Consider the following 23,769-nt stretch of genomic DNA (forward strand, 5'->3'; position numbering starts at 1 on the left):
GGACGCCGCTTCACTCCTGTCGGGCGCCTCGATGCTGCCCCGCAAGGAAGTCAGAGGAGTTCCATGGGACGCAACACACGAAAACGCCGTACGCCGCTGGCCACCAAGGCCATAGCCGCATCGGCGGCCCTAGCGCTCGGTGGGGGCGGGCTGATCTGGGCGAACTTCTACGCCTCGGCGCACGAGTCGAACAACCAGTCGTGGGGAGGCAACCAGACCAAGGCCGCGACGGCGCAGGTCGCGACGATCTCCTGCCCGGACGTCGGCCAGAAGCTGACGAACGTGCCGAACCAGGCCCGCCAGGGCGTGGCGGCGGAGCTGGCGAACCTCGACAAGCAGATCACCGAGGCCTACTCCCGGCTCGCCTCCACCCGGCAGTCGCAGACGAACGATCCGAGCTTCGTGCAGAACGCGATCGTCGGCCCCCTCAAGGAGAAGCGGGCCGCGACGATCGACCGGATCAGGATCGACGTCCAGCGGGTCGGCGGTTCCTTCGACAACTCGCTCAAGCAGCTCGCCGCCTGTACGACGCAGACCGCCAACCAGACCACCGCGGGTGGTCAGCAGCAGAACGGCGGCCAGCAGCAGAACACCGGTGGTCAGCAGCAGAACGGCGGGCAGCAGCAGGGCAACGCCGGTCAGCAGCAGAACGTCGGCGGGCAGGCCGGCAACGGCCCGGCCGCGGCCGACTTCGTGGACATCACGAAGGTCGCGCCGAACGTCCAGGGCAAGCCGGCCAGGACCGGCAACGCCTCGAACGGTTCGTTCACCACGCGCTGCGGTGTGAACGCGAACAAGAACCACAACACCGACAACGTGATCGTGGCGCCCGGCGTGGCCAACGGCGCGCACCACCTGCACGACTACGTCGGCAACCAGAAGGTCAACGCGTTCTCCAGCAACCAGACGTTCCTGCAGGGCGGCACCAGCTGCCAGAACCGGAACGACCTGTCGTCGTACTACTGGCCGGTGGTCCGCATCCAGGACGGCACGCAGGACTTCGACCAGAACAGGGACGGCGGTGGCAAGGAAGGCAATGTCGGCAAGATCCTGACGCCGGTCTCGGCACAGATCAAGTACGTCGGCAGCCCGGCCAGCAAGGTCGTCGCGATGCCGCAGTTCCTGCGCATCATCACCGGTGACGCCAAGACCACGACCAACGGTCTGGCCAACGCCAACGCGCACTGGAGCTGCACCGGCTTCGAGAACAAGGTGCAGCTGACGACGCAGTACCCGATCTGCCCGCAGGGCAGCAAGGTGGTGCGTACGTTCGCCTTCCAGAGCTGCTGGGACGGCCAGAACATCGACAGCGCCAACCACCGCACGCACGTGGCCTTCGCCGACCCGGCGAGCGGTGTCTGCGGGAACGGCTTCAAGGCGATCCCGCAGCTGACGATGCGCCTGGTGTACAACATCACCCCGCCGACCATCCAGAACGGCCAGGTGAAGAACGCCTACGCGGTGGACGGCTTCCCGGAGCAGCTCCACAAGCCGGCCACCGACCACGACGACTTCATCAGCGTCACGACCGGCGGCCTCGCGAACAAGATCGCGAACTGCATCAACAACGGTCAGCGGTGCGCGTAGTGACCGCGTAGTGACCGTGTAGTGAAAACCCCCTGGGAAAGCGGGCGGTGGGAATCTCCCACCGCCCGCTTTTCTTGTGCTCCGTTGTTCCTGTGCTCCGCTCTTCCTGTGCTCCGCTCCTCCTGCGCTCCGAACAGGTCAGCCGCTGTGGGCGTGGTGGTTCGTGCCCACCTCGACGTCGCCGCCGAGCGTGCCGCGCAGCGCCTTGACGACCCCGTCGTCGCCGACGGCGACCCACTTGCGGCCGACGAGATAGAAGCCGCCGTAGTCCTTCGCGTCGTTGATCCACTCGCGCTGGCCGCGGTCGGTGGCGAAGGTGGCGAGGATGAACCGACCGTCGGTGTTCTTGCAGATGGCCTGGCGGATCTCGTCGGCGTCGGTCTGCATGTTCGGCTTGCACTTCACCTCGGCGGCCAGGCTCTCCAGACTGCCCGTGGCGGTGGGCGGCACCGCCTTCGCGCCGCCGCCCGAGCCACAGCCCGCCAGCGTCAGCACCGCCGCGGCGCCGATCATCAGTCGCGTCAACCTCATCCGATCCTCCGGTCCTGGTGGGCCAAGCATGCCCCAGTCCCCTCGGATACGGCTCCGGGACGTGGCGCGCTCAAATCCCGCGCCGAGGTGGGCACGGGTGTGCGAGGGTGACCCGGTGAACCGAGACTGGGAAGACCGCGTGACCGCCGCCTGGGCGACCTTCGACGAGTACCCCGAGGAGCGGGCGGCCGAGTTCCGCGCCGTGATCGACGAGCTGGTCGCCGAGCTGCCCGAGGGCAGTGCGCTGGCCCCGTTCGAGCAGGCCTGCGCCTGGGACTCCACGGGGCACTCGGACAAGGCGGTGCCGCTGTACCAGGAGGCGCTGGCGCGCGGGCTGAGCGGTTACAAGGGGCGCCGGACCAGGATCCAGCTGGCGTCCTCCCTGCGGAACACCGGGCAGGCCGAGGAGGGCGTCAAGCTCCTCACCCCCGAACTGGACGCGCCCTCGGACGAGTTGGACGACGCCGTACGGGCCTGTCTCGCCCTGTGCCTGTCCAGCCTCGGCCGCGACCGCGAGGGCCTCTCCCTCGTGCTCGGCGCCCTCGCCCCTCATCTGCCGCGCTACCAGCGGTCGATGGCCAACTACGCGCGCCTGCTGGTCGAACCGGAGGCGTGAGTCACCCGTGGGCGGACAAGCACGCCGGTGACCAACCAACGGCTCGCTCGTTTTCCCGGACGTGCAGTCACAGGATGTAGCCCAGCGTCACGTGCCCTCCTCCGCCGGGGCCACCGGCCCGGTCGTCAACGTCGAACAGGCCGAGGCCGCGCTCGTCGAGCACTACCCACGGCTGGTCCGGCTCGCCCACCTGGTACTGCCGCCGGGCCTCGGCCGCACCCGCCGGGTGCTGACGGCCCACGCCCTCGTCCAGCGCGCCCTGCCCCGGGGCCGCAAGCCGACGTCCGTGATCCCGGCCCAGTCCACGGGCCGGGCGGTCGACCCCGGGTACGCCTTCCTCCGCCTCCGGGTCCTGCGTACGGCGCTGGAGGCGACCCGCCCCCGCAAGGGCCGGCCGCGGCTCTCCCAGCTGCCGCCGCTGCTCCCGCAGGTGTGGGGGCTGCGCCTGTTCCCGCGCTCCGGCGGCGCCGACGAGCTGGCCCTGGACCAGCGGCTGTCCGCCCTGTCCGGCCCGGCCCGCGCCGCGTACGTGCTGCGCGGCCTGGAGAAGCTGCCCGACCCGGACATCCGCAGGATCCTCAAGTCCGCCGGGGTCGACCACCCCGAGTCCGCGCTGGCGGAGGCCAACGGGGTGCCCGCCCAGGACGCGCTGCTCACCTCCCCCGAGTTCGACCCCTGCTGCCTGCAGGCCCGGCCCACCGACCTGATGCGCCGCCGCCAGCACACCAAGGCCGCGCTCGCCGCGGCGGCCGCGCTCGCGGTGTGCGGGGCGCTGGTGGCCGTGCCGGGCGGCGGCTGGGGCCCCGACGGCGCGGCCGCGCCCGTCTACGCGGAGAACCCGGCGGCCGAGGCGGCCCTGGACCCCGGCAAGCTCACCCGCGTCGCCCCGACGGCGTGGGAGTCGGCGGCCCGCAGCGACTTCTCCGTGTGGCCCGCACGCGGCCCGCTCACCGGCGACAAGGCCCTGCTGCGCCGCGCCCTCGCCGTCTGGGCTCGCCCCGGAGAGACGGTCCGCGTCTCGGCCACCCCCGGCACCCAGACCGGCGCCCCGGCCGGCCCGCCCCAGCTGCTGTACGCGGGTGAGGTGGACAACGCGCGCGTGGCGCTCTTCTACGACGGCCTGCGCGTCGCCCGCTACGCCGAGCCCAAGGACGACGACGCGGGCGCCGCCCTCGACTTCGCCCGCGTCGACGGCGCGACCGGCGCCGAGGCGAGCGCGCTGGTGCTCGGCCGCTCCGACGGCAACGTCCGCTATCTGACGGCCCCTTGGGTGAAGAAGGCCGCCGAGCGGGACCTGATGAAGCCGGGCGCGGCCGCGGCGCCCCTCACCGTCACCGACGGCGTCACCACACCGATGGCCAGCTCCGCCCTGCAGCCCGGCAGCTGCACCTCGTGGAACGTGCTCCAGCTGACCGACGCCGACGGCACGCAACTCACCACGGATCTCGGCGAGCTGGTCCCGGCCCATCTCACCGCCGGACGTCCGGGCGCCACCGGTGAGGTGTCCGGCGCGCAGGGGCTGCGCGCCTGGGCGCCGTTCGCCTGCTCGCTGTCCGCGGAACGCTCCGCGGGGGTCCGCAGCGTCAACGCCTGGGCGTTCGCGGACCAGCCGCTGCCCGACGGGAGCGGGGCGGCCGGGTGGGTGTGCACCAGGGCCGAGACCTGGCGCGGCGACGGTACGGCCGCCCTGGCCCAGTTCCGGACGCCGGGCGGGCCGGTCGGGGCGGTCGTGGCCAAGGGCCAGGACGTACGGGCCTGCGGTCCGCGCGACCCGCACGTCCTGGCCGGGGTGCTGTGGAAGTCCCGCGCCGGGAACTGGTACCTGCTGGCCGCGGGCAGCCAGGACACCGCGTCGATCCGGGCGACGGGCGGGGTCACCGCGTCCGGTCCGGGACCGCTGCTGGTGGCCCGGGCCAAGCAGGGGGCGCAGGCGCAGCTGAAGGCCACCCTGACGGACGGCAGGTCGATCAGCGGCCTGCACTAAGTCCTGTCGTCAAACTCCCGTCGTCCGCCCGTCTGACGACAGGACCTAGCTGACACTCGCGTCAACAAGGTGTCGCACGGGGGTTCTCAGATGACCTACCCGTCAGTACATTGACGCCATGTCTAACACGCAGGCCCGGCCGGTGGAGTCCGAGCGCATACCGCTCAAGGCCCGCAACGTGTCCTTCTCCTGGGAGGACACACCGCTGCACTGGGTGCCCGGCGACCCGTTCACCACGCACACGATCAACGTGCTGCACCTGCTGCTGCCCGCCGGTGAGCGGTGGTTCGTGCACGTGTACAAGCAGGTGCTGCCACTCATCCGGGACGACCGGCTCCGCGAGGACGTCGTCGGTTTCATCGGGCAGGAGGCTATGCACTCCCAGGCCCATGACGAGGTCCTGCCCCACCTGAGGGAGCAGGGGCTCGACCCGACGCCGTACACCGCACAGGTCGACTGGTTCTTCGAGAAGCTGCTCGGCGACCGCACGCTGCCGCCGGGCAGGGCGCGCCGCTGGTGGCTGCTGGAGCGGGTCGCGCTGATAGCGGCCATCGAGCACTACACCGCCTTCCTCGGCGACTGGGTGCTCAACGCCACCGAGCTGGACCGGCGCGGCGCCGACCCGACCATGCTGGACCTGCTGCGCTGGCACGGCGCCGAGGAGGTCGAGCACCGCTCCGTCGCCTTCGACCTGTTCCTGCACGTCGACGGCAGCTACCGGCGCCGGGTGCGCACCTGGGCGACGGCCTTCAGCGCGCTGGTCTTCCTGTGGCAGCGCGGGGCCCGCTTCTTCATGGAGAACGACCCCACCCTCGTGGACGGCAAGGCCTCGTTCAAGGACTTCCACCGGAGCGGCCGGCGCGGCACCCTGCCCACCACCGGCGCCATGCTCAGGTCCATCCCGCGCTACCTCAGCCACGCCTACCACCCCTCCCAGGAGGGCTCGACCGCCCAGGCGGTCGCCTACCTGGCCTCCTCCCCCGCCGCACTCGCGGCGGAGAAGACGGGGTCGTGATGCCGAAGCTACGCACCGTCGCGCTCGTCGCGGGCGCCGCCCTGCTGACCCGGCGGGCCCTGCGCCGCCGCATACAGGCCTCGCCGCTGTGGCCGATGCCCGCGCTGGAGGAACCGACCTCGGGCCGGCCTCGCTCACGGGCGCTGAGGCTGCTGGTGACCTCGCACGAGACGGTGGCCGACGGGGTCGCACAACTCCGGCTCGAAGGCGCGGAGTTGCCTCGCTGGGAGCCCGGTGCGCATCTCGACGTCGTCCTGCCGTCGGGGCTCGTGCGGCAGTACTCGCTGTGCGGCGACCCGGAGGACACCTCGTCGTACACCGTCGCGATCCGGCTCGTCGAGGACGGGCGGGGTGGCTCGCGCGAGGTGCACGAGCACGTCACGGAGGGTATGGAGCTGGAGGTGCGGGGACCACGAAACCGCTTCCCGCTGGTCGGGGCGCCGTCGTACGTCTTCGTCGCCGGCGGGATCGGGATCACCCCGCTGCTGCCGATGCTGCGGGCGCTTCCCGAAGGCACGGACTTCCGGCTGCTGTACGCCGGTCGGACGCGGGCGTCGATGCCGTTCCTGGAGGAGGTCGAGAAGCTGGGCCGGGACCGGGTGACCGTGGTGGAGGGGCAGCCCGATCTCGACGCACTGCATGTGCCGGAGGGAGCCATCGTCTACTGCTGCGGGCCGGAGGGGCTCATGGCAGCCGTCGAGGAACGCTTCCCGCAGGTCCGCCTGGAGCGGTTCGCACCGCGCACCTCGGCCGACGGCAACCACGCGTTCGAGGTCGAACTGCGCCGCAGCGGGTCGACGTTGTCGGTCCCCGCCGACTCCACCGTGCTGGCCGCCGTACGCCGCGAGCTGCCCGACACCGCCTACTCCTGCGAGCAGGGCTTCTGCGGGACCTGTCAACAGCGGGTGCTGGAGGGTGAGGTGGATCACCGGGACGAGCTGCTGACGGATGCGGAGCGTGCCGACTCGATGCTGATCTGTGTCTCACGGGCCAGAAGTGAGCGACTTGTGCTGGATATGTGACGGACTCATGTGAACACCGGCGCCGGTCCGGCCCGTTCCGGGCCGGATTCGATCGGTAAGGTGTTCGCATGAGTACCGGGGTTCGCCGCAGGATGGGCGTCGAGGAGCGGCGGCAGCAGCTGATCGGTGTCGCGCTCGACCTGTTCAGCCGCCGTTCGCCCGACGAGGTCTCCATCGACGAGATAGCGTCGGCGGCGGGCATCTCGCGCCCGCTGGTCTACCACTACTTCCCCGGCAAACTCAGCCTGTACGAAGCCGCGTTGAAGCGTGCCTCGGAGGATCTGGCAGGCCGCTTCGCGGAGCCGCACCAGGGCTCGCTCGGGGCCAGGCTGCTGCGCGTGATGCGCCGCTTCTTCGACTTCGTGGACGAGCACGGGCCCGGCTTCTCGGCCCTGATGCGCGGCGGCCCGGCCGTCGGCTCCTCGACGACCAACGCCCTCATCGACTCCGTACGGCAGGCCGCCTACGAGCAGATCCTCGCGCACCTGGGCGTCACCGAGGCATCCGCGCGCATGGAACTGGTCGTCCGTTCCTGGATCTCGCTCGCCGAGTCGACGGCGCTGATCTGGCTGGACGGCCGGCGCATCCCGCGCGCCGAACTGGAGCTGCAGCTCGTGCACGACTTCGCCGTGCTGGTGGCGGTGAGCGCCGCCTACGACGCGGACACGGCCGCCCTGCTGCGCACCATGGTCAAGGACGAGCCGGCCGACGGGCCCTTCGCGGAGCTCGTCGGCCGGCTGATGTCCCTGGCGCCCTGAGGGGCGAGGACCGCTACCGGTCGAACTTCCGGTACGACGGATCCAGGTCGCGGATCTCGGCGGAGGCGTGCAGGGCGAAGCGCTTGTCCGCCACATGCCCCCGGAGCAGATCCAGCACGGCCTCCGTGAGCCTCGCCTTCGTCTCGTCGCTGCGGCCGGCGAGGAGCCCGATGGTCACATGCACGATGGCGTGCCCGTGCTCCGCCGGGTCCTCGTACCCGTACGCCGTGAGTGCGCTCGGCCGGAACTGTGTCTTGCAGGCCTCCGGCTTGGCCGCCGCGATCTCCACGGTCGCCTCGTGCAGCGCCCGCGCGAAACCGGCGCGGTCGAAGGCGGCCTCCATCGTGTTCGAGTAGTCGACGGTGATCTGCGGCATGAGCACTCCTGTTCTACGGCGACGGGGCCGACCCTACGTCGCCGCCCGCGTGAAGACCGCCACCGTCCGCGCGGGAACGGTGAACGTGCCCGAGTCGGCGGCGTAGGAAGAGGTCTTCACCACCGCGTCCGTACCGGCCGCCTGTACCGGGTGCAGCCGGTAGGCCGTGCCGGCGAGGGCGCCGATCCGCTGGTCCTGCTGCTGCGGGGTGGCGTTGAAGACCACGACCAGGTCACCGAGCTTCATGGTGATCACGCCCGGCGTCTCGTCCTTGCCGGACAGCGGGAAGGACAGCCGGTCCTGCACCTGCGCGGCCGTGCCGAGGGAGAACGCCTTCTCCGTCGTACGGATCCTGAGCAGGTCCTGGTAGGCGGCCGAGGAGCCGGTGATCTGCGGGCAGCCGACCTTCACCGCGCCGAGCAGCGGCTTGGCGTAGGTCCACTTGGACTGGTTGTCGGCCGCCATGGGCAGCCCCCGTCCGAAGCCGTTGCCGTCGCCGCAGTTCCAGTGGATGGCGTTGAACCAGTCGCCGCTGTCGAAGGAGTTGCGGTCCAGCGACTTCGAACGCAGCAGGTCGGTGCCCGCCTGGGACAGGGACGGCCCCTGCGAGAGGGCGGCCGTGGCCATCGCCAGCACCTGCATCCGGGCCCGGTCGGACGCCGGGGTGTCCTTGGGCAGCTTGTAGGTGAGGGCGTCGAACAGCGACTCGTTGTCGTGCGCGTCCACGTAGGCGAGGGCGTCGCCGGGTGCGTCCGCGTAGCCGGCGGGCGCGCCGTTGTAGTCGACCTCGGAGCCCTTGACCTCCTTGCCGTCGGTGTCGGTGAAGGCGAAGGACTTCAGGTTGCCGGTCAGACCGACCTTGATCAGGTCCTGGTAGTGCAGCAGCCGGGCCTTCTGTTCGGCCGAGGTGCCGTTCGCCGCCGATCCGTTGGGGTCGGTGTAGAGCCCGGACGCGAAGCCCTGGATGCCGGGGTCCGAGTCGAAGGGGCCGCCGCCGCGCACGGCGTCACGGGCACGGTCGGAGAAGGTGGCGACCCCGGTACCGGCCATGTTCTGCTGCGTGGCCTGCACGAACCGGGCGTCGTTCGCGACCTCCCCGAAGTTCCAGCCCTCGCCGTACAGGATGATCTTCTTGCCGTCGACGCCGTCCTTCTCCAGGGTCAGCGCGTCGAGGGCCTTCCTGACCGCCAGGATGTTGGCCTTCGGGTGGTGACCCATGAGGTCGAAGCGGAACCCGTCGACCTTGTACTCCTTGGCCCAGGTGACGATCGAGTCCACGACCAGCTTGCCCATCATCGCGTTCTCGGGCGCGGTGTTGGCGCAGCAGGTGCTGTTGGCCACGCTGCCGTCGGCGAGGAGCCGCTGGTAGTAGCCGGGCACGACCTTGTCCAGGACGGAGGTGTCCGCCTGGCCGCTGGCCGCCGTGTGGTTGTAGACGACGTCCATCACGACCCGGAGGCCGTCGTCGTTGAGCGCCTTGACCATCTTGCGGAACTGGACCGTGCGGGCGGTGCCGTCCGGGTCGGTGGCGTACGAGCCCTCGGGGACGGTGTAGTGGTACGGGTCGTAGCCCCAGTTGTAGGCGTCCTTCGCGGCGATCTTCGCCACGCACTCCTGCTGCTTGTCGGAGTCGGCCGCGTACGAGGCCAGGTCGCAGTCGGTTCTCGCCTGGTCGGCCTTCTTCTCCGGGATGGTGGCGATGTCGAAGGCGGGCAGCAGGTGCACGTACGAGGTGCCCGACTTCGCCAGCTGCCGCAGGTGCTTGGAGCCGTCGCTGTTCCTGTCCGTGAAGGCCAGGTAGGTGCCCTGGTCCTTCGCCGGGACGGTCGTGTCGGCGACCGAGAAGTCCCGGATGTGCAGCTCCTGGATCTGCGCGTCCTTCAGCGGTACGGCCTTGGGCTTGTGCAGACCCGCCCAGCCGCTCGGGACGAGGGACCTGTCGTCCAGGTCCACGACCAGGCTGCGCTCGGAGTTCGCGGTCAGCGCGACCGAGTACGGGTCGGTGACCTTGTTGGTGACGACCTTGCGGACGCTGGGCGCCCAGACCTTCACGACGTAGCGGTAGGGCTTGCCCTTCCAGGACGCGGGGCCTGTGACGGACCAGACGCCCGTGGTGGCGTTCCGGTGCATCTTCACGGCAGTGCCGTCGAGGTCGAGGTGGACCGACTGTGCCGTCGGCGCCCACACGGAGAGGGTCGGCTTCCCGTCGTGGAAGACCGGGCCGAGGCTGCTCTTCGTCGCGCCGGAGTACAGGTCGTCCAGCACGCCGGCGATCTGCACCCCGGTCGCGGCCAGCACGGCACCGTTCGCCGCGCGCTGCGAGGCCACGAGCTGTCCGCCGAGCGCCGAGCGGACCCGGTCCCGGTCACGCGGGTCGACGGACCAGGCGGTGTAGTCCTTCAGGTGCGGGAACTTCGCCTTCTGGGCGTCGGTGAGCGTGGTCTTCGTCAGCCGCAGCCAGCGCTCGTCGTCGCTGGTCAGCGCACCGTCCTTGACGGCGATGGAGCCGTCGTGGGAGTACAGCAGCTGGGTGGAGGCGGCGCCGTCGGAGCCGTTCCAGGCCACGGTGTTCCGGTCGATCCAGACCGCCTTGGACGTGGTCAGGTCGAGGGCGGCCGCACTGCCCGCGGGCTGCGGCAGCAGGTACTTCTCCTGGCCGTTCAACAGCCACACCTCGTAGCCGTTGGACTTGAGGTCGAGTGACTGGTCGGCGGGGAGATCCTTGTCGTCGCCCTTGTGGATGATGTAGCTGAGACTGGTGGCACCCTCGGTGAGCGGTACCTCGAAGACCGCGCCATAGGCATCAGTCTTCACCGGCTTCAGCGGGTTCGACCAGTCGGTGGGGTTCGCGGCACCCGTCCAGACGTGCAGGCCCCAGCCGTCGTAGTCGCCGTCGGCGCGGTGGTAGTGGATGACCGCCTTGGTCTTGTCCTGGGCGGGATAGTCGGGCCGCTGCGTGAGGACGTCCGCCTTGCCCTGCTCGACCCAGACCTCACCGGTCTTGGTGACGTCGATGGACCGGTCGGCGGAGACGTCCTTGTTGCCGTCCTTGTCGATGACCAGGAAGCCGACGTTCGAGGCGCCCGGCTTCAGCTTGACGTAGGCGAAGGCGCCGTAGGCGTCGCGGCCGACGAAGGGGTGGCTGTTCGGCCAGGTGGTCGACTCTCCGTCGGCGAGGTCGCCCCAGGCGTACAGGCCCCAGTCGGCGTAGTCGCCGTCGGTGCGCTTGTAGTGGACGATCGCGTAGTCCCGGGAGGAGGCCGTGGGGACCTCGGGTGCGGCCGGGGTGCCGGTGGTGCTGCTCGCCAGCGCGCTCGCGGTGCGCCCGGCCGAGTCGATCACGACCGCCTTGTAGCGCAGGGCGGTCCCGGCGGGTACGTCCTTGCCGATGGCCTGGGTGACCTTGTAAGGGGCGTGGTCGGCGGAGCCGAGCGTCTTCCACGCGCCGTTGCCGACCTGGGCTGCGAAGACCACGCGGTTGAGCTGACCGCCGTCGACGTCGGCGGTGACGTCCACGGTGCCGGTGGCTCCGGTCGCCGGAGCCTTCAGGGTGACGGTCGGCTTGGCGGCGGGCTCGGCGAGGGCGCCGGTGGCCTTGAGGACCACGGCGGAACCGGCCGGGACGGTGACGGTGAGCTTGCGGTCGTTGTCGGACTTCACCGTGTCGGAGGTCCCGTAGATGCCCTGGTACGCCATGTCCGCCGAGCCGGTGGAGAAGGCCGCGGACTTCTCGCTGTCGGCGTTGTTGAAGGCGACCACGTACTCGGCGCCCGTCTTCGCGTCCGTACGGGTGAAGGCGTAGACGCCTGCGCCGTCGGCCGCGTACCGCTCGGTCTGGACTCCGTCCGTCAGGGCGGGGTTGTTCTTCCGGAGCTTGGAGAGAGCGGCGATCTCCTTGTAGAGCGGCGCCTTGGTGTCGTAGGCGTCGCTCGCGTGGGTGCGGTCGGTGCCGATCTCGTCGTCGTCCAGGTAGTCGGCGACCTTGGAGGCGAACATCGTCTGGCGGGCGTCCTTGTCGCCGCCGGAGCCGGTGAAGCCCTGCTCGTCGCCGTAGTAGACGACCGGGTTGCCGCGGCTGAGGAACATCAGCTCGTTGGCGAGCCGGTCCTTGCGCAGGATCTCGGCGTCGTCGGCCTTCGGGTTGTCCTGCTTCAGGAAGTACCCGATGCGGCCCATGTCGTGGTTGCCGAGGAAGGTGACCTGCTCGTACGCGTTGGCCTTGTCGGTCGTGTACTTGTAGTCGTCACCGAAGACGCTCGCCAGCCGCTGGGCGCTGCCGCCCTGGGAGGTGTAGGAGCGGGCCGCGTCCTGGAAGGGGAAGTCGAGGGTGGCGTCCAGCCGGCCCCGGGTGACGTACGGGGACGTGATGGACGTGTCCGCCGAGTAGACCTCGCCGAACATGAAGAAGTTCTTCCGCCCGTGCGCGGCCGCGTACTTGTCGAGCGCGGTGGCCCACTGGGTCCAGAACTCCGTGTTCACGTGCTTGACGGTGTCGATCCGGAAGCCGTCGACGCCGAAGTTCTTCACCCACCGCTCGTAGATCTTCTCCATGCCCTGGACGACCTCGGGACGCTCGGTCCACAGGTCGTCCAGGCCGGAGAAGTCGCCGTAGGTCGTGGACTCGCCGGCGTACGTCGAGTCGCCCCGGTTGTGGTACATCGTCGGGTCGTTGAGCCAGGCCGGGACCTTGCTCTGGCTGGTCACCCTCGGCGTGCGCGGGAAGGAGTCCGCGTCGACGGCCGGGAACTTCCTGTTCCCGGCGGCGTAGTCGGAGTCGTCGAAGGGCCGCCCGTCCTTGGTCAGGTACGGGAAGGCGCCCTTGGACAGGTAGTCGTACGACTTCTCCTTGTAGTCCACGACGTCGGCGGTGTGGTTGGTGATGACGTCGAAGAAGACCTTCATGCCCTTGGCGTGCGCCTTGGAGATGAGGGTCTGGAGGTCCTTGTTCGTGCCGAAGTGCGGGTCGACCTGGGTGAAGTCGGTGATCCAGTAGCCGTGGTAGCCGGCGGAGGCGTTGCTGCCCGTGCCCTGCACCGGACGGTTCTTGAAGATCGGCGCCATCCAGATGGAGGTGGTGCCGAGGCCCTTGATGTAGTCGAGCCGCTTGGTCAGGCCCTTGAGGTCGCCGCCCTGGTAGAAGCCCTTGTCGGTGGGGTCGTACCCGGTGCTGAGGCGTGAACCGGTCAGGCCGCCCCGGTCGTTGGACCTGTCACCGTTGGCGAAACGATCCGGCATGACGAAGTAGAACTGCTCGCGGGTGTCGTCGTGCCGGGCGGGCTGGGCCGCGAGCTTGGCGTCCGAGGGCGGCGCGGGCGGCGGGGTGTCCGCGTGGGCCGCGAGCGGCGTCACGAGGGCGGCGGCGAGCGCGGCGACGGTGACGGCCGCGACCCGTCTGACGTGGGCGGTACGGCGCGTCGAGGGCGCCGGCCATCTCGGTATCACAGGCGGGAACTCCTTGCGATTGCGGCTCTCTTGGGTCCGACCCCGCGCGACCGTACCGCTGCCGAAAGGTTTACAGCAAGACCCTTGAAATTCATAGCAAGAAGTTTCAGCGTCAACCTTGACGTCTCCTTCTCAACTGCCCCACGCTCACGGGTTGTTGAACTCTGTCTCCTTCTCTCGAAGTTCGTTTCGGAGCCGCACATGAGCAGACACCGACCCCCGGGTGTCCTTCGCCGCACCGCGACCGCCGCGGCCGCGGGCGCCCTCGCACTGGCGGGAGCCATAGCCCTGCCCTCGACACCCGCGCAGGCGGACACCACCACCAAGGGCGACGTCATCGCCAACCTGTGGGAGTGGAACTGGGACTCCGTCGCCTCGGAGTGCACCGACGTCCTGGGCCCCGCCGGATACGGCGCGGTGCAGGTCGCCCCGCCGGCCGAGTCCCTGAAGCAGACCAACTACTACTGGTGGGACGTCTACCAGCCGTACTCCTACAACCTGAACAGCCGCTTCGGTTCGGCGGCGAAGTTCGCGTCGATGGTGACCGCCTGCCACCAGGCCGGCGTCAAGGTCTACACGGACGCGGTGATCAACCACACCTCCGCGCAGACCGGCACCGGTTACAGCGGCACGACGGTCACCAGCAAGTACGACACCCCCGACTGGGACCGCGCCGACTACCACGACTCGACGTCGTGCCCCACCTCCGACCTGACGATCCAGGACTACTCGAACCTCACCCAGGTCCAGAACTGCGAACTCCTGGGCCTGCCCGACCTGAAGACCGGCTCGGACACGGTCCGCGCGGGCATCGCGAACTTCCTCAACAGCCAGCTCGCCCTCGGCGTCGACGGCTTCCGGGTGGACGCGGCCAAGCACATCCCCGAGGCCGACCTGGCGGCGATCGAGTCCAAGCTGACGAACACCACGTCGGGCTCGGCGCCGTACGTCTTCCAGGAGGTGTACCCGGGCTCGACCCCGCAGCCGTCGGACTACTACGCCTCCGGTGACGTCCTGGACTTCACCTACGCCAGCAAGCTGAAGTCGGCGTTCCAGGGCAACGTGAGCGACCTGGAGTCCCTGTCCTCCTCCGGCATCCTGCCCGCCGCCAACTCGGTGTCCTTCGTGACGAACCACGACACCGAGCGCAACGGCCTGCACATGTCGTACAAGGACGGCGACACCTACAAGCTCGCCAACCTCTTCCAGCTCGCCTACAAGTGGTCGACGCCGACGGTGTACGCCAGCTGGGAGTGGACCCAGAGCGACCAGGCCCCGCCGAACTCGTCGGGCTTCGTGACCGGCACGGACTGCTCGAACGGCTGGTACTGCCTGGACCGCGACACGGCCGTCGTCGGCATGGTGGCCTGGCACAACGCGGTCGACACGGCCGCCGTCTCCAACTGGCAGACCAAGTCCTCCTCCGTGATCGGCTTCGGCCGCAGCGGCGCCGGCTTCTTCGCCCTGAACAACGGCTCGTCGTCGGCGACGTACACCTTCGCGACGGGCATGGCGGACGGCACGTACAGCAACGTCGTCGACGGCGGCGCGACGAAGGTCACCGTCTCCGGCGGCAGCGCGTCGATCACCGTCCCGGCGAAGGGCGCGGTCGCCTTCTACAACGCGTCCTACACCTGCACGGTGGGCTGCGACGACACCGGCGGCGGCGGTTCGGCGTCCACGGTGAGCGCGACCTTCGACGAGTACGCGTCGACCACGTCCGGCACCAACGTCTACGTCGTCGGCTCGATCTCGGCGCTGGGCGGCTGGGACACCTCGAAGGCGGTCCAGCTGTCGTCCTCCGGCTACCCGATCTGGTCGGGCGAGGTGAGCGTGCCGATCAACACCTCCTTCACCTACAAGTACATAAAGAAGGACAGCTCGGGCAACGTCACCTGGGAGTCGAACGCCAACAGGTCGGCGACCACCGCGACCTCGGCGATCACTCTGGACAGCTCCTGGAACGTGGCGAACGCGGACGCCACCGACGTCACCTTCAACGAGACCGCGACGACCGACTGGGGCACCAGCGTCTACGTCGTCGGCTCCCTCCCCTCCCTCGGCTCCTGGAACACGAGCGACGCGATCCCGCTGTCGTCGGCGGCCTACCCGACCTGGAGCAAGCTGGTCATCGTCCCCAGGAGCACGTCCTTCGCGTACAAGTACGTCAAGAAGGACGCCTCCGGGAACGTGACCTGGGAGTCCGGGACGAACCGCTCGTACACGACGGGCAGTTCGTCCGGCTACACCACCAGCGACACCTGGAAGTAGGGCCCCGGGCTCAGCAGCTCGACTTGCCCGCGTAGATCGCGAGCGCCGTGTTCGAGCCCAAGGTGGCGGTGAACTGCCCCGCGGAGTTCACCGCCACCGTCGTGTTGTTCTGGACGTTGCAGTACGTGCCCGCCGGCAGCGAGGTCTGGTACGTGCGGGTCAGGCTGCTGCTCTCGTGGTTGATCGCCACATAACCCTTGCTGCCCCGGCCGAAGGCGATCGCGTTGTTGCCGTTGTCCCACCAGTTGGAGACGGCCTGGCCGCGGGTCGCGTTGCGGAAGGCGACCATGCGGATGATCTCCGGCCAGGCGTGCTGGCACTTCCAGCCGTCCTGCCAGCAGGCGTTGACGGTGCCGCCGCCCGGAGGGCCCGCGTCCACGTCGGACCACTCGTAGCCGGAGTTGATGTCCGGGGCGCCGTAGGGGTAGGCCAGCATGAAGACGTTGGCCAGGGTGTAGTTGGCGCCGTCCTTGTAGTTGAGGGTCGAGCCGTTGCGTTCCGTGTCGTGGTTGTCGACGAAGACGCCCGCCACGGAGCTGCTCAGGTAGCCCCAGCCCTCGCCGTAGTTGGTCAGGTACGCGAGCTTCTCGTTGTTGAAGACGCGCTTGAGGTCGTAGGCGTAGCGGAACTCCTGGACGTCTCCGTTGCCGGTGTACTCGGACGGCTGGACGGCCTCGTTCGCGCCGTAGATGACCTCCTGCTTCCAGTAGACGGAGGGGTTGGTCAGGCGGCTCTTGATGTTGGCCAGGTCGTCCGCCGGGATGTGCTTCGCGGCGTCGATCCGGAAGCCGTCGACCCCCAGCGTGAGCAGGTCGTTCATGTACCCGGCGATCGTCTTGCGGACGTACTCCTCGCCCGTGTCCAGGTCGGCCAGGCCGACCAGTTCGCAGTGCTGGACGTTCCAGCGGTCCTGGTAGTTGGTGACCTGGGAGGTGCAGTCGTCGAAGTCGTAGGAGGAGTACAGACCGGGGTAGTCGTACTTCGTATACGACGAGCCACCCGTGCCGGTGCCCGAGCCCGACGCCATGTGGTTGACGACCGTGTCGACGACGACCTTCACGCCGGCCGCGTGGCACGTGTTCACCATGCTCTGGAAGGCGGTGCGGTCGCCGAGGCGGCCCGCGATCTTGTACGACACCGGCTGGTACGACGTCCACCACTGCGAGCCCTGTATGTGCTCGGCGGGCGGGGAGACCTGGACGTATCCGTAGCCGGCGGGGCCGAGGGTGCTGGTGCACTCGCGGGCGACCGAGGAGTACTTCCACTCGAAGAGGACCGCGGTGACGTCCTTGGTGCCGGGCGGGGAGGCGTAGGCGGCGGTCCCTGGGGCGAGGACGGCCGCCGCCGCGGTGAGGGCGAGGGCACCCGAAACGATTCTGCTTCTGGCCATGTGGGGGTTCCTTCTCCGTTGAAGGCCTTGCTGAAATCTTTCAGAAACCTTGCGGTGGCCAGATGTTAAAGGCCCGCCACCCAAAAGGGCAGCGGGCCGTAAGAAGTTGACGGAAGAAGTTATCGAGCGGTGATCACGCCGTCGTCCACCACACGGTCGTGTCGGCCGGCACCTTCGCCTCGCCGTCGGCCTCGGTCACCTCACCGCTGGCGAGCAGGACGCGGCCGTGGGAGGGGGTGGTCACGGACTCGCCGGTGGTGTTCGCGACGCACACGAACTCGCCCCGGCGGAAGGCCACGACGCCCTCCGGTGCGCGCAGCCACTCGACCGCGTCGCCCGCGCCCAGGTCGGGCTGCGACCGGCGGACGCTCAGCGCCGAGCGGTACAGCTCCAGCGTCGAACCCGGGACGCCCGTCTGCGCCTCGACGCTCAGCTCGGCCCAGTTCGACGGCTGGGGCAGCCAGCTGCCGCCGTGGCCGAAGCCGTACGAGGAGCCCTCGCGGGTCCACGGGATCGGCACCCGGCAGCCGTCACGGAAGCCGTCCTGGCCGGCGCCGCGGAAGAACGCCGGGTCCTGGCGCACCTCGTCGGGGAGATCCACGACGTCCGGGAGACCCAGTTCCTCACCCTGGTAGACGTACGCCGAGCCGGGCAGGGCCAGCATGAGGAGGGTCGCCGCGCGGGCCCGGCGGAGGCCCAGCTCGCGGTCGCCCGCCGTGCGGATCTGGGTGCCGAGACCCGGGGGGTTGGCGAAGCGCGTCGCGTGGCGGGTGACGTCGTGGTTGGACAGGACCCAGGTGGCGGGGGCGCCGACCGGGCGCATCGCCTCCAGGGTGCGGTCGATGACCGTCCGCAGTTCCTTCGCGTCCCACTCCGTGCCCAGGTACTGGAAGTTGAAGGCCTGGTGCAGCTCGTCGGGGCGGACGTAGTTCGCGGTGCGCTCGACGGTCGGGGTCCAGGCCTCGGCCACGAAGATCCGCTCGCCCGCGTACTCGTCGAGGACCGTGCGCCACTGGCGGTAGATGGCGTGCACGCCGTCCTGGTCGAAGAACGGCATGACATCGTTGCCCAGCAGCTTGAGCTGGTCGTGGGCGCCGAGGTCCGGGAGGCCGTCGGCCTTCACCAGCCCGTGGGCGACGTCGATGCGGAAGCCGTCCACGCCCATGTCCAGCCAGAAGCGCAGGATGGAGCGGAACTCGTCGCCGACCGCCGGGTGCTCCCAGTTGAAGTCGGGCTGCTCGGGGGCGAAGAGGTGGAGGTACCACTCGCCGTCCTCGACGCGCGTCCAGGCGGGACCGCCGAAGATGGACTCCCAGTCGTTCGGGGGGAGTTCGCCGTTCTCGCCCTTCCCGGGGCGGAAGTGGTAGCGCTCGCGCACGGGCGAGCCGGGGCCCTCGGCGAGGGCGCGCTTGAACCACTCGTGCTGGTCCGAGGAGTGGTTGGGGACCAGGTCGACGATGACGCGCAGGCCCAGCTCGTGGGCGTCGCGGATCAGCGCGTCGGCGTCGAGCAGGTTGCCGAACATGGGGTCGACGGCCCGGTAGTCGGCCACGTCGTAGCCGGCGTCGGCCTGCGGGGAGGCGTAGAAGGGGCTGAGCCACACGGCGTCCACGCCGAGGTCGCGCAGGTACGGAAGTCGGGAGCGTACGCCTTCCAGGTCGCCCATGCCGTCACCGTTGCTGTCGGCGAAGCTGCGCGGATAGACCTGGTAGATCACCGCGTCCCGCCACCAGTCGCGGCGCTTGGCGACGGTGGCGACGGCGAAGTCGTCGGCCGGGGCTGCAGAGTGCTGCTGGCTCATGGCGTCCTTGATGCGTAAGGGAGTTCGGGTCATGGGTGTGGGTACGGCGACAGGGGCCAGGGGATGTGCGAGGCGGCCGCGGTGTCAGCGGGGTCGGATGGACACCGCGGCCGCCTACCCGCGCGGACAGGCGCGCGGGAGCCCGGTGCGGAAAGGGCCTCAGCCCTTGGTGCCGCCTGCGGTGAGACCGGTGACGAGGTTCTTCTGCACGAGGTAGAAGAACACGGACACGGGTATCGCGATCAGCACCGCGGTGGCGGCCATGTAGTTCCACTGCGCGTCGTGCTCGCTGACGAAGGTCTGCAGACCGACGGCGAAGGTGTACTTCGAGTCGTCGAGCATGAAGGTGGTCGCGAAGGCCACCTCGCCGACGGCGGTGATGAAGTTGTAGAAGGCGGCGACGGCCAGCCCGGGGCGGGCCAGCGGCAGGATCAGCCGGAAGAAGGTGCCGAAGGGGGTGAGCCCGTCCACGCGCCCGGCCTCGTCGATCTCGAAGGGGACGGTGTCGAAGTACCCCTTGAGCAGCCAGGCGCTGTAGGGCACGGCCGTGGTGCAGTTGATGACGATCAGCGACCAGTAGGTGTCGATGAGCCCGAGTTCGCTGAAGATCTCGTACATCGGCACGATCAGGATGGCGATCGGGAAGGCCTGGGTGAGCAGCAGCACCCACATCAGCGACTTGTAACCGGGGAAGCGCATGCGGGAGACCGCGTAGCCGGTGGTCGCGGCGACGAAGACACCGATCAGGGTGGTGCCGCAGGCCACGATCATCGTCGACTTGAACCAGTCGAAGAAGGCGGTGTGCTCCAGCACGAAGCTGTAGTTGGAGAAGGAGAGCTTGCCGGCGATCCTGCCGGGGTGCAGGTAGTCGTCCTTGTCCGGGCCGAGGGACAGGAAGAACAGCCAGGCCACCGGGGCCAGTGCGATGAGGCTCGCGACGGCGAGGCCGCCGTGCAGGAGGGCGGCGCCGAGCGGGCCGCGTTCACCGCGCTGGCGGGTGCGGCGCGCGGGCTGCGGGGCGGGGGCCGGCTCGGCCTGCGTCTTCTCGAGGGTCGTGGTGCTCATGGCGGCGGCTCCTGCGGCGTCAGACGGCGAGCTGGTCATTGCGCTTCAGCCAGCGGAAGTAGAAGGAGGTGAAGACGGTCAGGATCGACAGCAGCAGTACGCCGTACGCGGCGGACTGGGCGAAGTCGCGCGGCTGCTGTCCGAAGCCCAGGAAGTAGGACCAGGTCACGAGGATCTGGGCGTCGGGGGCGCCGGTGGGGCCGAACAGCAGGAAGATGATCGCGAACTGGTTGAAGGTCCAGATGATGCCCAGCAGCACCACGGTGGAGCTGACCGAGCGCAGGCCGGGCAGGGTGACGTGCCGGAACTGCTGCCAGGCGCTGGCGCCGTCCATCTCCGCGGCCTCGTAGAGCGAGGAGTCGATGGACTGCAGACCGCCGAGCAGCGAGAGCATCATGAACGGCACACCGCACCAGGTGTTGACCATGATCGCGGCGAACCGCTGCCAGAAGGTGTCCTCCAGCCACTGCGGCTGGGGCAGGTGGAGGGCGTCGAGGAACTGGTTGAGCACGCCGGAGTCGGAGAGCATGATCCGCCAGGAGAAGACGGTGACGAAGGTCGGCACGGCCCAGGGCAGGACCAGCATCAGCCGGTAGAAGGTGCGGCCGCGCAGCTTCTGGTTGAGCATGAGCGCGAGGCCGAGGCCGATCGTGTAGTGCAGGAACACACAGGCCGCCGTCCAGAAGACGGTCCACAGGAAGTGCGACCAGAAGCGGTCGTACGAGGTCGGGCCGAACAGGATGTCCTTGTAGTTGTCGAGCCCGATGAACTTGTAGGTGGCGGCGATGTGGTTGACGCCGATCGTGCGCGCCGAGTTGAGGCTGTTGGCGTCGGTGAAGGTCAGGTAGACGCCCCGCACCAGGGGGTAGCCCACGATGACACCGAGCACGATGACCACGGGGGCGATCATCGCGTAGGCGTACCAGTGTTTCTGGTAGCCGTTCCTGATGCGCTGCCCCAGCCCGGGCCGAGGCGCGCGGTCACCGCGGCGCTTGCCGGTCGCGCGGTCGATGGCGACTGTCATGGTTCGACACCTTCTGATGGTTCAGGGGTTGGGCTGGGTACAGGCCGGTGGCCGCCGGATCCTTCCCCCCTCGGGAGGATCCGACGGCCACCCGGGCTCACTTGCTGAAGTCGGGCACCAGCTTGGCGATGGCCAGCTCGGCGTTGCTCAGACCCTTGTCCAGCGACTCCTTGCCACCGGCGATCTTGGGCAGCTCGGTGTCCAGCGGACCCCACAGGGAGCTGTACTCGGGCAGCGCCGGGCGGGGCTGGGCGGCGGAGAGGACGCTCTGGTAGCCGGCGATGCCGGGGTCGGCCTTGACCTGGGCGGTGTAGGCGTCGGAGCGGGTGGGCAGCGTGGAGTTCTTCAGGGCGATGGCCTCCTGGGTCTTCGCCGAGGTCATGAACTTCACGAGCTTCAGCGCCGCGGCCTGGTGGGCCTTGTCGGAGCCGGCGTAGACCGAGAGGTTGTGGCCGCCGGTCGGGGCGCCCGCCTTGCCGGTGGAGCCGGCCGGGACGGTGGCGATGCCCAGGTTGGACTTGTCCGTGAAGGCCTTGCCCTTGTAGAAGTTCGTGATCTCCCAGGGACCCTGGACGATCGCGGCGACCTTGCCGTTGACGAACGCGTCCTGGATGTGGGCGTAGGCGTCCGCGGTGGTGTCGGCCTTGTGCAGACCCTTGCCGGAGAACAGGCTCAGCCAGGTGCCGTAGGCCTTCTTGGCGGCGGCCGACTGCACGGTGATCTTCTTGGCGGCGACGTCGACGCTGTCGGTGCCCTCGCCGTAGAGGAAGGACTGGGCGTAGTAGGCCTGGGTGGAGCCCCAGTAGCCGTCCACGCCGGTCTTGGCCTTGACCTTGGCGGCGTCGGTCTTCAGCTCGCCCCAGGTCTTGGGGGCCTCGGTGATGCCGGCCTTCTTGAACAGGGCCTTGTTGTAGACCAGGGCGAGGGTGTCGGTGACCAGGGGCACGCCGTAGGTCTTGCCCTCGTACTGGGCCTGCTTCATCAGGTTCGGCTGGAACTTGGCCTGGTCGGCCAGGGCCTCGGTGCCGTCCAGCGGCAGGAAGTAGCCCTTCTTGGCGAAGGCGGGGGTCCAGCCCACCTCGGAACGCAGGACGTCCGGGGCACCCTTGGAGCTGGCGGCCGTGTCGAACTTGTTCTGCGCCTGGTCGAAGGGGACGTCGACGTACTTGACCTTGATCTTCGGGTTGGCCTTCTCGAAGTCCGCGACCAGTGCCTTGTACGTCGGCGCCTCATTGGTGGCGTTGGAGGTGTCCCACCAGGTGATGGTGACCGGGCCGTCCGACTTGCTGTCGCTGTCGCTCCCGCCGCACGCCGTCGCCGCCAGGGCGAGGGACGCCACCAGCGCGGAGGCCGCTATGCCACGCCGCATGAGTTCTCCTTGAGGGTTAAAGCCCGTGTGATGCAGGGAGGGTCCCGTCCGCCGTCCCCGCGGTCTTGCCGACTGCGCCGTTGCGGCCGCCGGGCGACTGGAACGTAACAGCGATGTAAGCGTTGCGAAAGACCTTGCAGAAAAAAAGTGCAAGAGAACACGGCGGTTACCTCGCTGTGACCTGGGCGGAATCGCATTGCTATCCATACGCAGCCGCTCAGCGGGTTGACGGACACGTGTGCAAGACTCTGCAAGGCCTTGCCATCGGTTTCCGGCACCGGGATCATTCCCTTGCGAAGCGGACACCGTCCGGACGAAAACCCAGAAGGACGAGGGAGCGCGATGACGCAGCAACCCACAGCGGGCCGTGGGACCGCGCGCGCACGGCGTTCGGTCGGTGTCCAAGGGGAGACGCGACCGGTACAGTCCGGTGTCGTGACCACACGGCTTGCCGACATCGCAGCGCAGGCGGGGGTGAGCGAGGCGACGGTCAGCCGGGTCCTGAACGGGAAGCCGGGCGTCGCCGCCACCACCCGCCAGTCCGTGCTCGCCGCGCTGGACGTCCTCGGCTACGAGCGACCCGTCCGGCTGCGACAGCGCAGCGAGGGCCTGGTGGGCCTGATCACGCCCGAGCTGGAGAACCCGATATTCCCCGCCCTCGCCCAGGTCATCGGCCAGGCGCTGACCCGGCAGGGCTACACCCCCGTGCTCGCCACCCAGACCCCGGGCGGGTCGACGGAGGACGAGCTGACCGAGATGCTCGTGGACCGCGGGGTGGCGGGGATCATCTACATCTCCGGACTGCACTCCGACACCACCGCCGACATGCAGCGCTATGAGCGGCTGCGGGCGCAGGGTGTGCCGTTCGTGCTGGTGGACGGGTTCTCGCCGAAGGTGCAGGCGCCATTCATCTCCCCCGACGACCGGGCCGCGATGACGCTGGCGGTGACGCACCTGGCGTCGCTGGGCCACACCCGGATCGGTCTCGCGCTCGGCCCGAAGCGGTTCGTGCCGGTGCAGCGCAAGATCGAGGGCTTCGTACGGGCGATGCAGGACCAGCTGGGGCTGAGCGCCCAGACGATCGAGACCGAGCTGATCCAGCACTCGCTGTACACCCTGGAGGGTGGTCAGGCGGCCGCGACCGCGCTGATCCAGCGCAACTGCACCGCGGTGGTGTGCGCGAGCGACATGATGGCGCTCGGCGCCATACGGGCGGCCCGGCAGCTGGGCCTGGAGGTGCCGCGGGACGTGTCCGTGGTGGGCTTCGACGACTCCCCGCTGATCGCCTTCACCGACCCGCCGCTGACCACGGTCCGCAAGCCGGTCCCGGCGATGGGTCAGGCCGCGGTGCGCACGCTGCTGGAGGAGATCGGCGGGACGCCCGCGCCGCACAGCGAGTTCGTGTTCATGCCGGAGCTGGTGGTGCGCGGTTCGACCGCTTCGGCGCCGAATGTCCTCCGCATGTCGTAGAACGTGCGGGGCGGACCCAACCTTGGGATGATCTGGCGAGGAAGCCTT

At 69.3% G+C, this 23,769-nt stretch carries 16 protein-coding genes; 8 read left to right on the forward strand and 8 right to left on the reverse strand.

Annotated features, from left to right (window positions below; genetic code table 11):
- Nucleotides 1–63 precede the first annotated feature (63 nt).
- Complete coding sequence (locus tag ACWC5O_RS36645) at nt 64–1,587, forward strand: DUF1996 domain-containing protein (RefSeq protein WP_450590244.1); 1,524 nt, start codon at nt 64–66, stop codon at nt 1,585–1,587.
- Nucleotides 1,588–1,725: 138 nt separating this feature from the next.
- On the opposite strand, the gene ACWC5O_RS36650 is transcribed toward ACWC5O_RS36645, so the two are convergent.
- On the reverse strand, nt 1,726–2,118 hold the full coding sequence (locus ACWC5O_RS36650; protein WP_450590243.1) for a hypothetical protein: 393 nt from the start codon (nt 2,116–2,118) through the stop codon (nt 1,726–1,728).
- Nucleotides 2,119–2,215: 97 nt separating this feature from the next.
- Here ACWC5O_RS36650 and ACWC5O_RS36655 point away from each other — a divergent pair, with 97 nt between their 5' ends.
- The 5 genes from ACWC5O_RS36655 to ACWC5O_RS36675 all read left to right on the forward strand — a co-directional run bounded on the left by ACWC5O_RS36655 (nt 2,216) and on the right by ACWC5O_RS36675 (nt 7,513).
- A complete protein-coding gene (locus ACWC5O_RS36655) occupies nt 2,216–2,734 on the forward strand; it encodes a tetratricopeptide repeat protein (RefSeq protein ID WP_450590242.1) in 519 nt (172 codons plus the stop codon).
- A gap of 61 nt (nt 2,735–2,795) precedes the next feature.
- On the forward strand, nt 2,796–4,718 hold the full coding sequence (locus ACWC5O_RS36660) for a hypothetical protein (protein ID WP_450590241.1): 1,923 nt from the start codon (nt 2,796–2,798) through the stop codon (nt 4,716–4,718).
- 118 nt (nt 4,719–4,836) lie between these two features.
- Nucleotides 4,837–5,733, forward strand: coding sequence for a metal-dependent hydrolase (locus tag ACWC5O_RS36665; RefSeq protein WP_450590240.1), 897 nt, complete (start codon nt 4,837–4,839; stop codon nt 5,731–5,733).
- Entirely contained in the window at nt 5,733–6,755 is a 1,023-nt protein-coding gene (locus tag ACWC5O_RS36670) for a PDR/VanB family oxidoreductase (protein WP_450590239.1), read from the forward strand. The genes ACWC5O_RS36665 and ACWC5O_RS36670 overlap by 1 nt, the downstream gene beginning before the upstream one ends.
- 68 nt (nt 6,756–6,823) lie before the next feature.
- Complete coding sequence (locus ACWC5O_RS36675; protein WP_450590238.1) at nt 6,824–7,513, forward strand: TetR/AcrR family transcriptional regulator; 690 nt, start codon at nt 6,824–6,826, stop codon at nt 7,511–7,513.
- Nucleotides 7,514–7,526: 13 nt separating this feature from the next.
- On the opposite strand, the gene ACWC5O_RS36680 is transcribed toward ACWC5O_RS36675, so the two are convergent.
- A complete protein-coding gene (locus ACWC5O_RS36680; RefSeq protein ID WP_390772832.1) occupies nt 7,527–7,889 on the reverse strand; it encodes a 5-carboxymethyl-2-hydroxymuconate Delta-isomerase in 363 nt (120 codons plus the stop codon).
- A gap of 33 nt (nt 7,890–7,922) precedes the next feature.
- Nucleotides 7,923–13,331, reverse strand: coding sequence for a pullulanase-type alpha-1,6-glucosidase (pulA, locus tag ACWC5O_RS36685; protein WP_450590237.1), 5,409 nt, complete (start codon nt 13,329–13,331; stop codon nt 7,923–7,925).
- 201 nt (nt 13,332–13,532) lie between these two features.
- On the opposite strand from pulA, the gene ACWC5O_RS36690 reads away from it, so the two are divergent.
- Entirely contained in the window at nt 13,533–15,602 is a 2,070-nt protein-coding gene (locus ACWC5O_RS36690) for a carbohydrate-binding module family 20 domain-containing protein (RefSeq protein ID WP_450590236.1), read from the forward strand.
- A 10-nt stretch (nt 15,603–15,612) separates the two neighbouring features.
- Here the strand turns inward: ACWC5O_RS36690 and ACWC5O_RS36695 are convergent, their stop codons facing one another.
- The 5 genes from ACWC5O_RS36695 to ACWC5O_RS36715 form a co-directional block, all read right to left on the reverse strand.
- The gene (locus tag ACWC5O_RS36695) at nt 15,613–16,992 is read right to left on the reverse strand and encodes an alpha-amylase (protein WP_450590235.1); all 1,380 of its coding nucleotides are present in this window, start codon (nt 16,990–16,992) and stop codon (nt 15,613–15,615) included.
- Between the two features lie 133 nt (nt 16,993–17,125).
- Nucleotides 17,126–18,793, reverse strand: coding sequence for a glycoside hydrolase family 13 protein (locus tag ACWC5O_RS36700; protein ID WP_450590234.1), 1,668 nt, complete (start codon nt 18,791–18,793; stop codon nt 17,126–17,128).
- Nucleotides 18,794–18,952: 159 nt separating this feature from the next.
- Nucleotides 18,953–19,858, reverse strand: a complete 906-nt coding sequence (locus ACWC5O_RS36705) for a sugar ABC transporter permease (protein WP_450590233.1) — start codon at nt 19,856–19,858, stop codon at nt 18,953–18,955.
- Nucleotides 19,859–19,877: 19 nt separating this feature from the next.
- Nucleotides 19,878–20,882, reverse strand: coding sequence for a carbohydrate ABC transporter permease (locus tag ACWC5O_RS36710; RefSeq protein ID WP_450590232.1), 1,005 nt, complete (start codon nt 20,880–20,882; stop codon nt 19,878–19,880).
- A gap of 97 nt (nt 20,883–20,979) precedes the next feature.
- Complete coding sequence (locus ACWC5O_RS36715; protein ID WP_450590231.1) at nt 20,980–22,251, reverse strand: extracellular solute-binding protein; 1,272 nt, start codon at nt 22,249–22,251, stop codon at nt 20,980–20,982.
- A gap of 435 nt (nt 22,252–22,686) precedes the next feature.
- On the opposite strand from ACWC5O_RS36715, the gene ACWC5O_RS36720 reads away from it, so the two are divergent.
- Nucleotides 22,687–23,721 (forward strand): LacI family DNA-binding transcriptional regulator, encoded by a 1,035-nt coding sequence (locus ACWC5O_RS36720; protein WP_450590230.1) that lies wholly within the window; start codon nt 22,687–22,689, stop codon nt 23,719–23,721.
- The last annotated feature ends 48 nt before the right edge of the window (nt 23,722–23,769 follow it).

Source organism: Streptomyces sp. NPDC001450 (assembly GCF_053597295.1).

Bases quoted from the DNA above. Each gene is read 5' to 3' on its own strand.
- ACWC5O_RS36700 (WP_450590234.1), bottom strand. From the start codon at position 18,793: ATGAGCCAGCAGCACTCTGCAGCCCCGGCCGACGACTTCGCCGTCGCC.
- ACWC5O_RS36645 (WP_450590244.1), top strand. From the start codon at position 64: ATGGGACGCAACACACGAAAACGCCGTACGCCGCTGGCCACCAAGGCC.
- ACWC5O_RS36710 (WP_450590232.1), bottom strand. From the start codon at position 20,882: ATGACAGTCGCCATCGACCGCGCGACCGGCAAGCGCCGCGGTGACCGC.
- ACWC5O_RS36690 (WP_450590236.1), top strand. From the start codon at position 13,533: ATGAGCAGACACCGACCCCCGGGTGTCCTTCGCCGCACCGCGACCGCC.
- ACWC5O_RS36665 (WP_450590240.1), top strand. From the start codon at position 4,837: ATGTCTAACACGCAGGCCCGGCCGGTGGAGTCCGAGCGCATACCGCTC.
- ACWC5O_RS36675 (WP_450590238.1), top strand. From the start codon at position 6,824: ATGAGTACCGGGGTTCGCCGCAGGATGGGCGTCGAGGAGCGGCGGCAG.
- ACWC5O_RS36650 (WP_450590243.1), bottom strand. From the start codon at position 2,118: ATGAGGTTGACGCGACTGATGATCGGCGCCGCGGCGGTGCTGACGCTG.
- ACWC5O_RS36705 (WP_450590233.1), bottom strand. From the start codon at position 19,858: ATGAGCACCACGACCCTCGAGAAGACGCAGGCCGAGCCGGCCCCCGCC.
- ACWC5O_RS36670 (WP_450590239.1), top strand. From the start codon at position 5,733: ATGCCGAAGCTACGCACCGTCGCGCTCGTCGCGGGCGCCGCCCTGCTG.
- ACWC5O_RS36695 (WP_450590235.1), bottom strand. From the start codon at position 16,992: ATGGCCAGAAGCAGAATCGTTTCGGGTGCCCTCGCCCTCACCGCGGCG.
- ACWC5O_RS36715 (WP_450590231.1), bottom strand. From the start codon at position 22,251: ATGCGGCGTGGCATAGCGGCCTCCGCGCTGGTGGCGTCCCTCGCCCTG.
- ACWC5O_RS36680 (WP_390772832.1), bottom strand. From the start codon at position 7,889: ATGCCGCAGATCACCGTCGACTACTCGAACACGATGGAGGCCGCCTTC.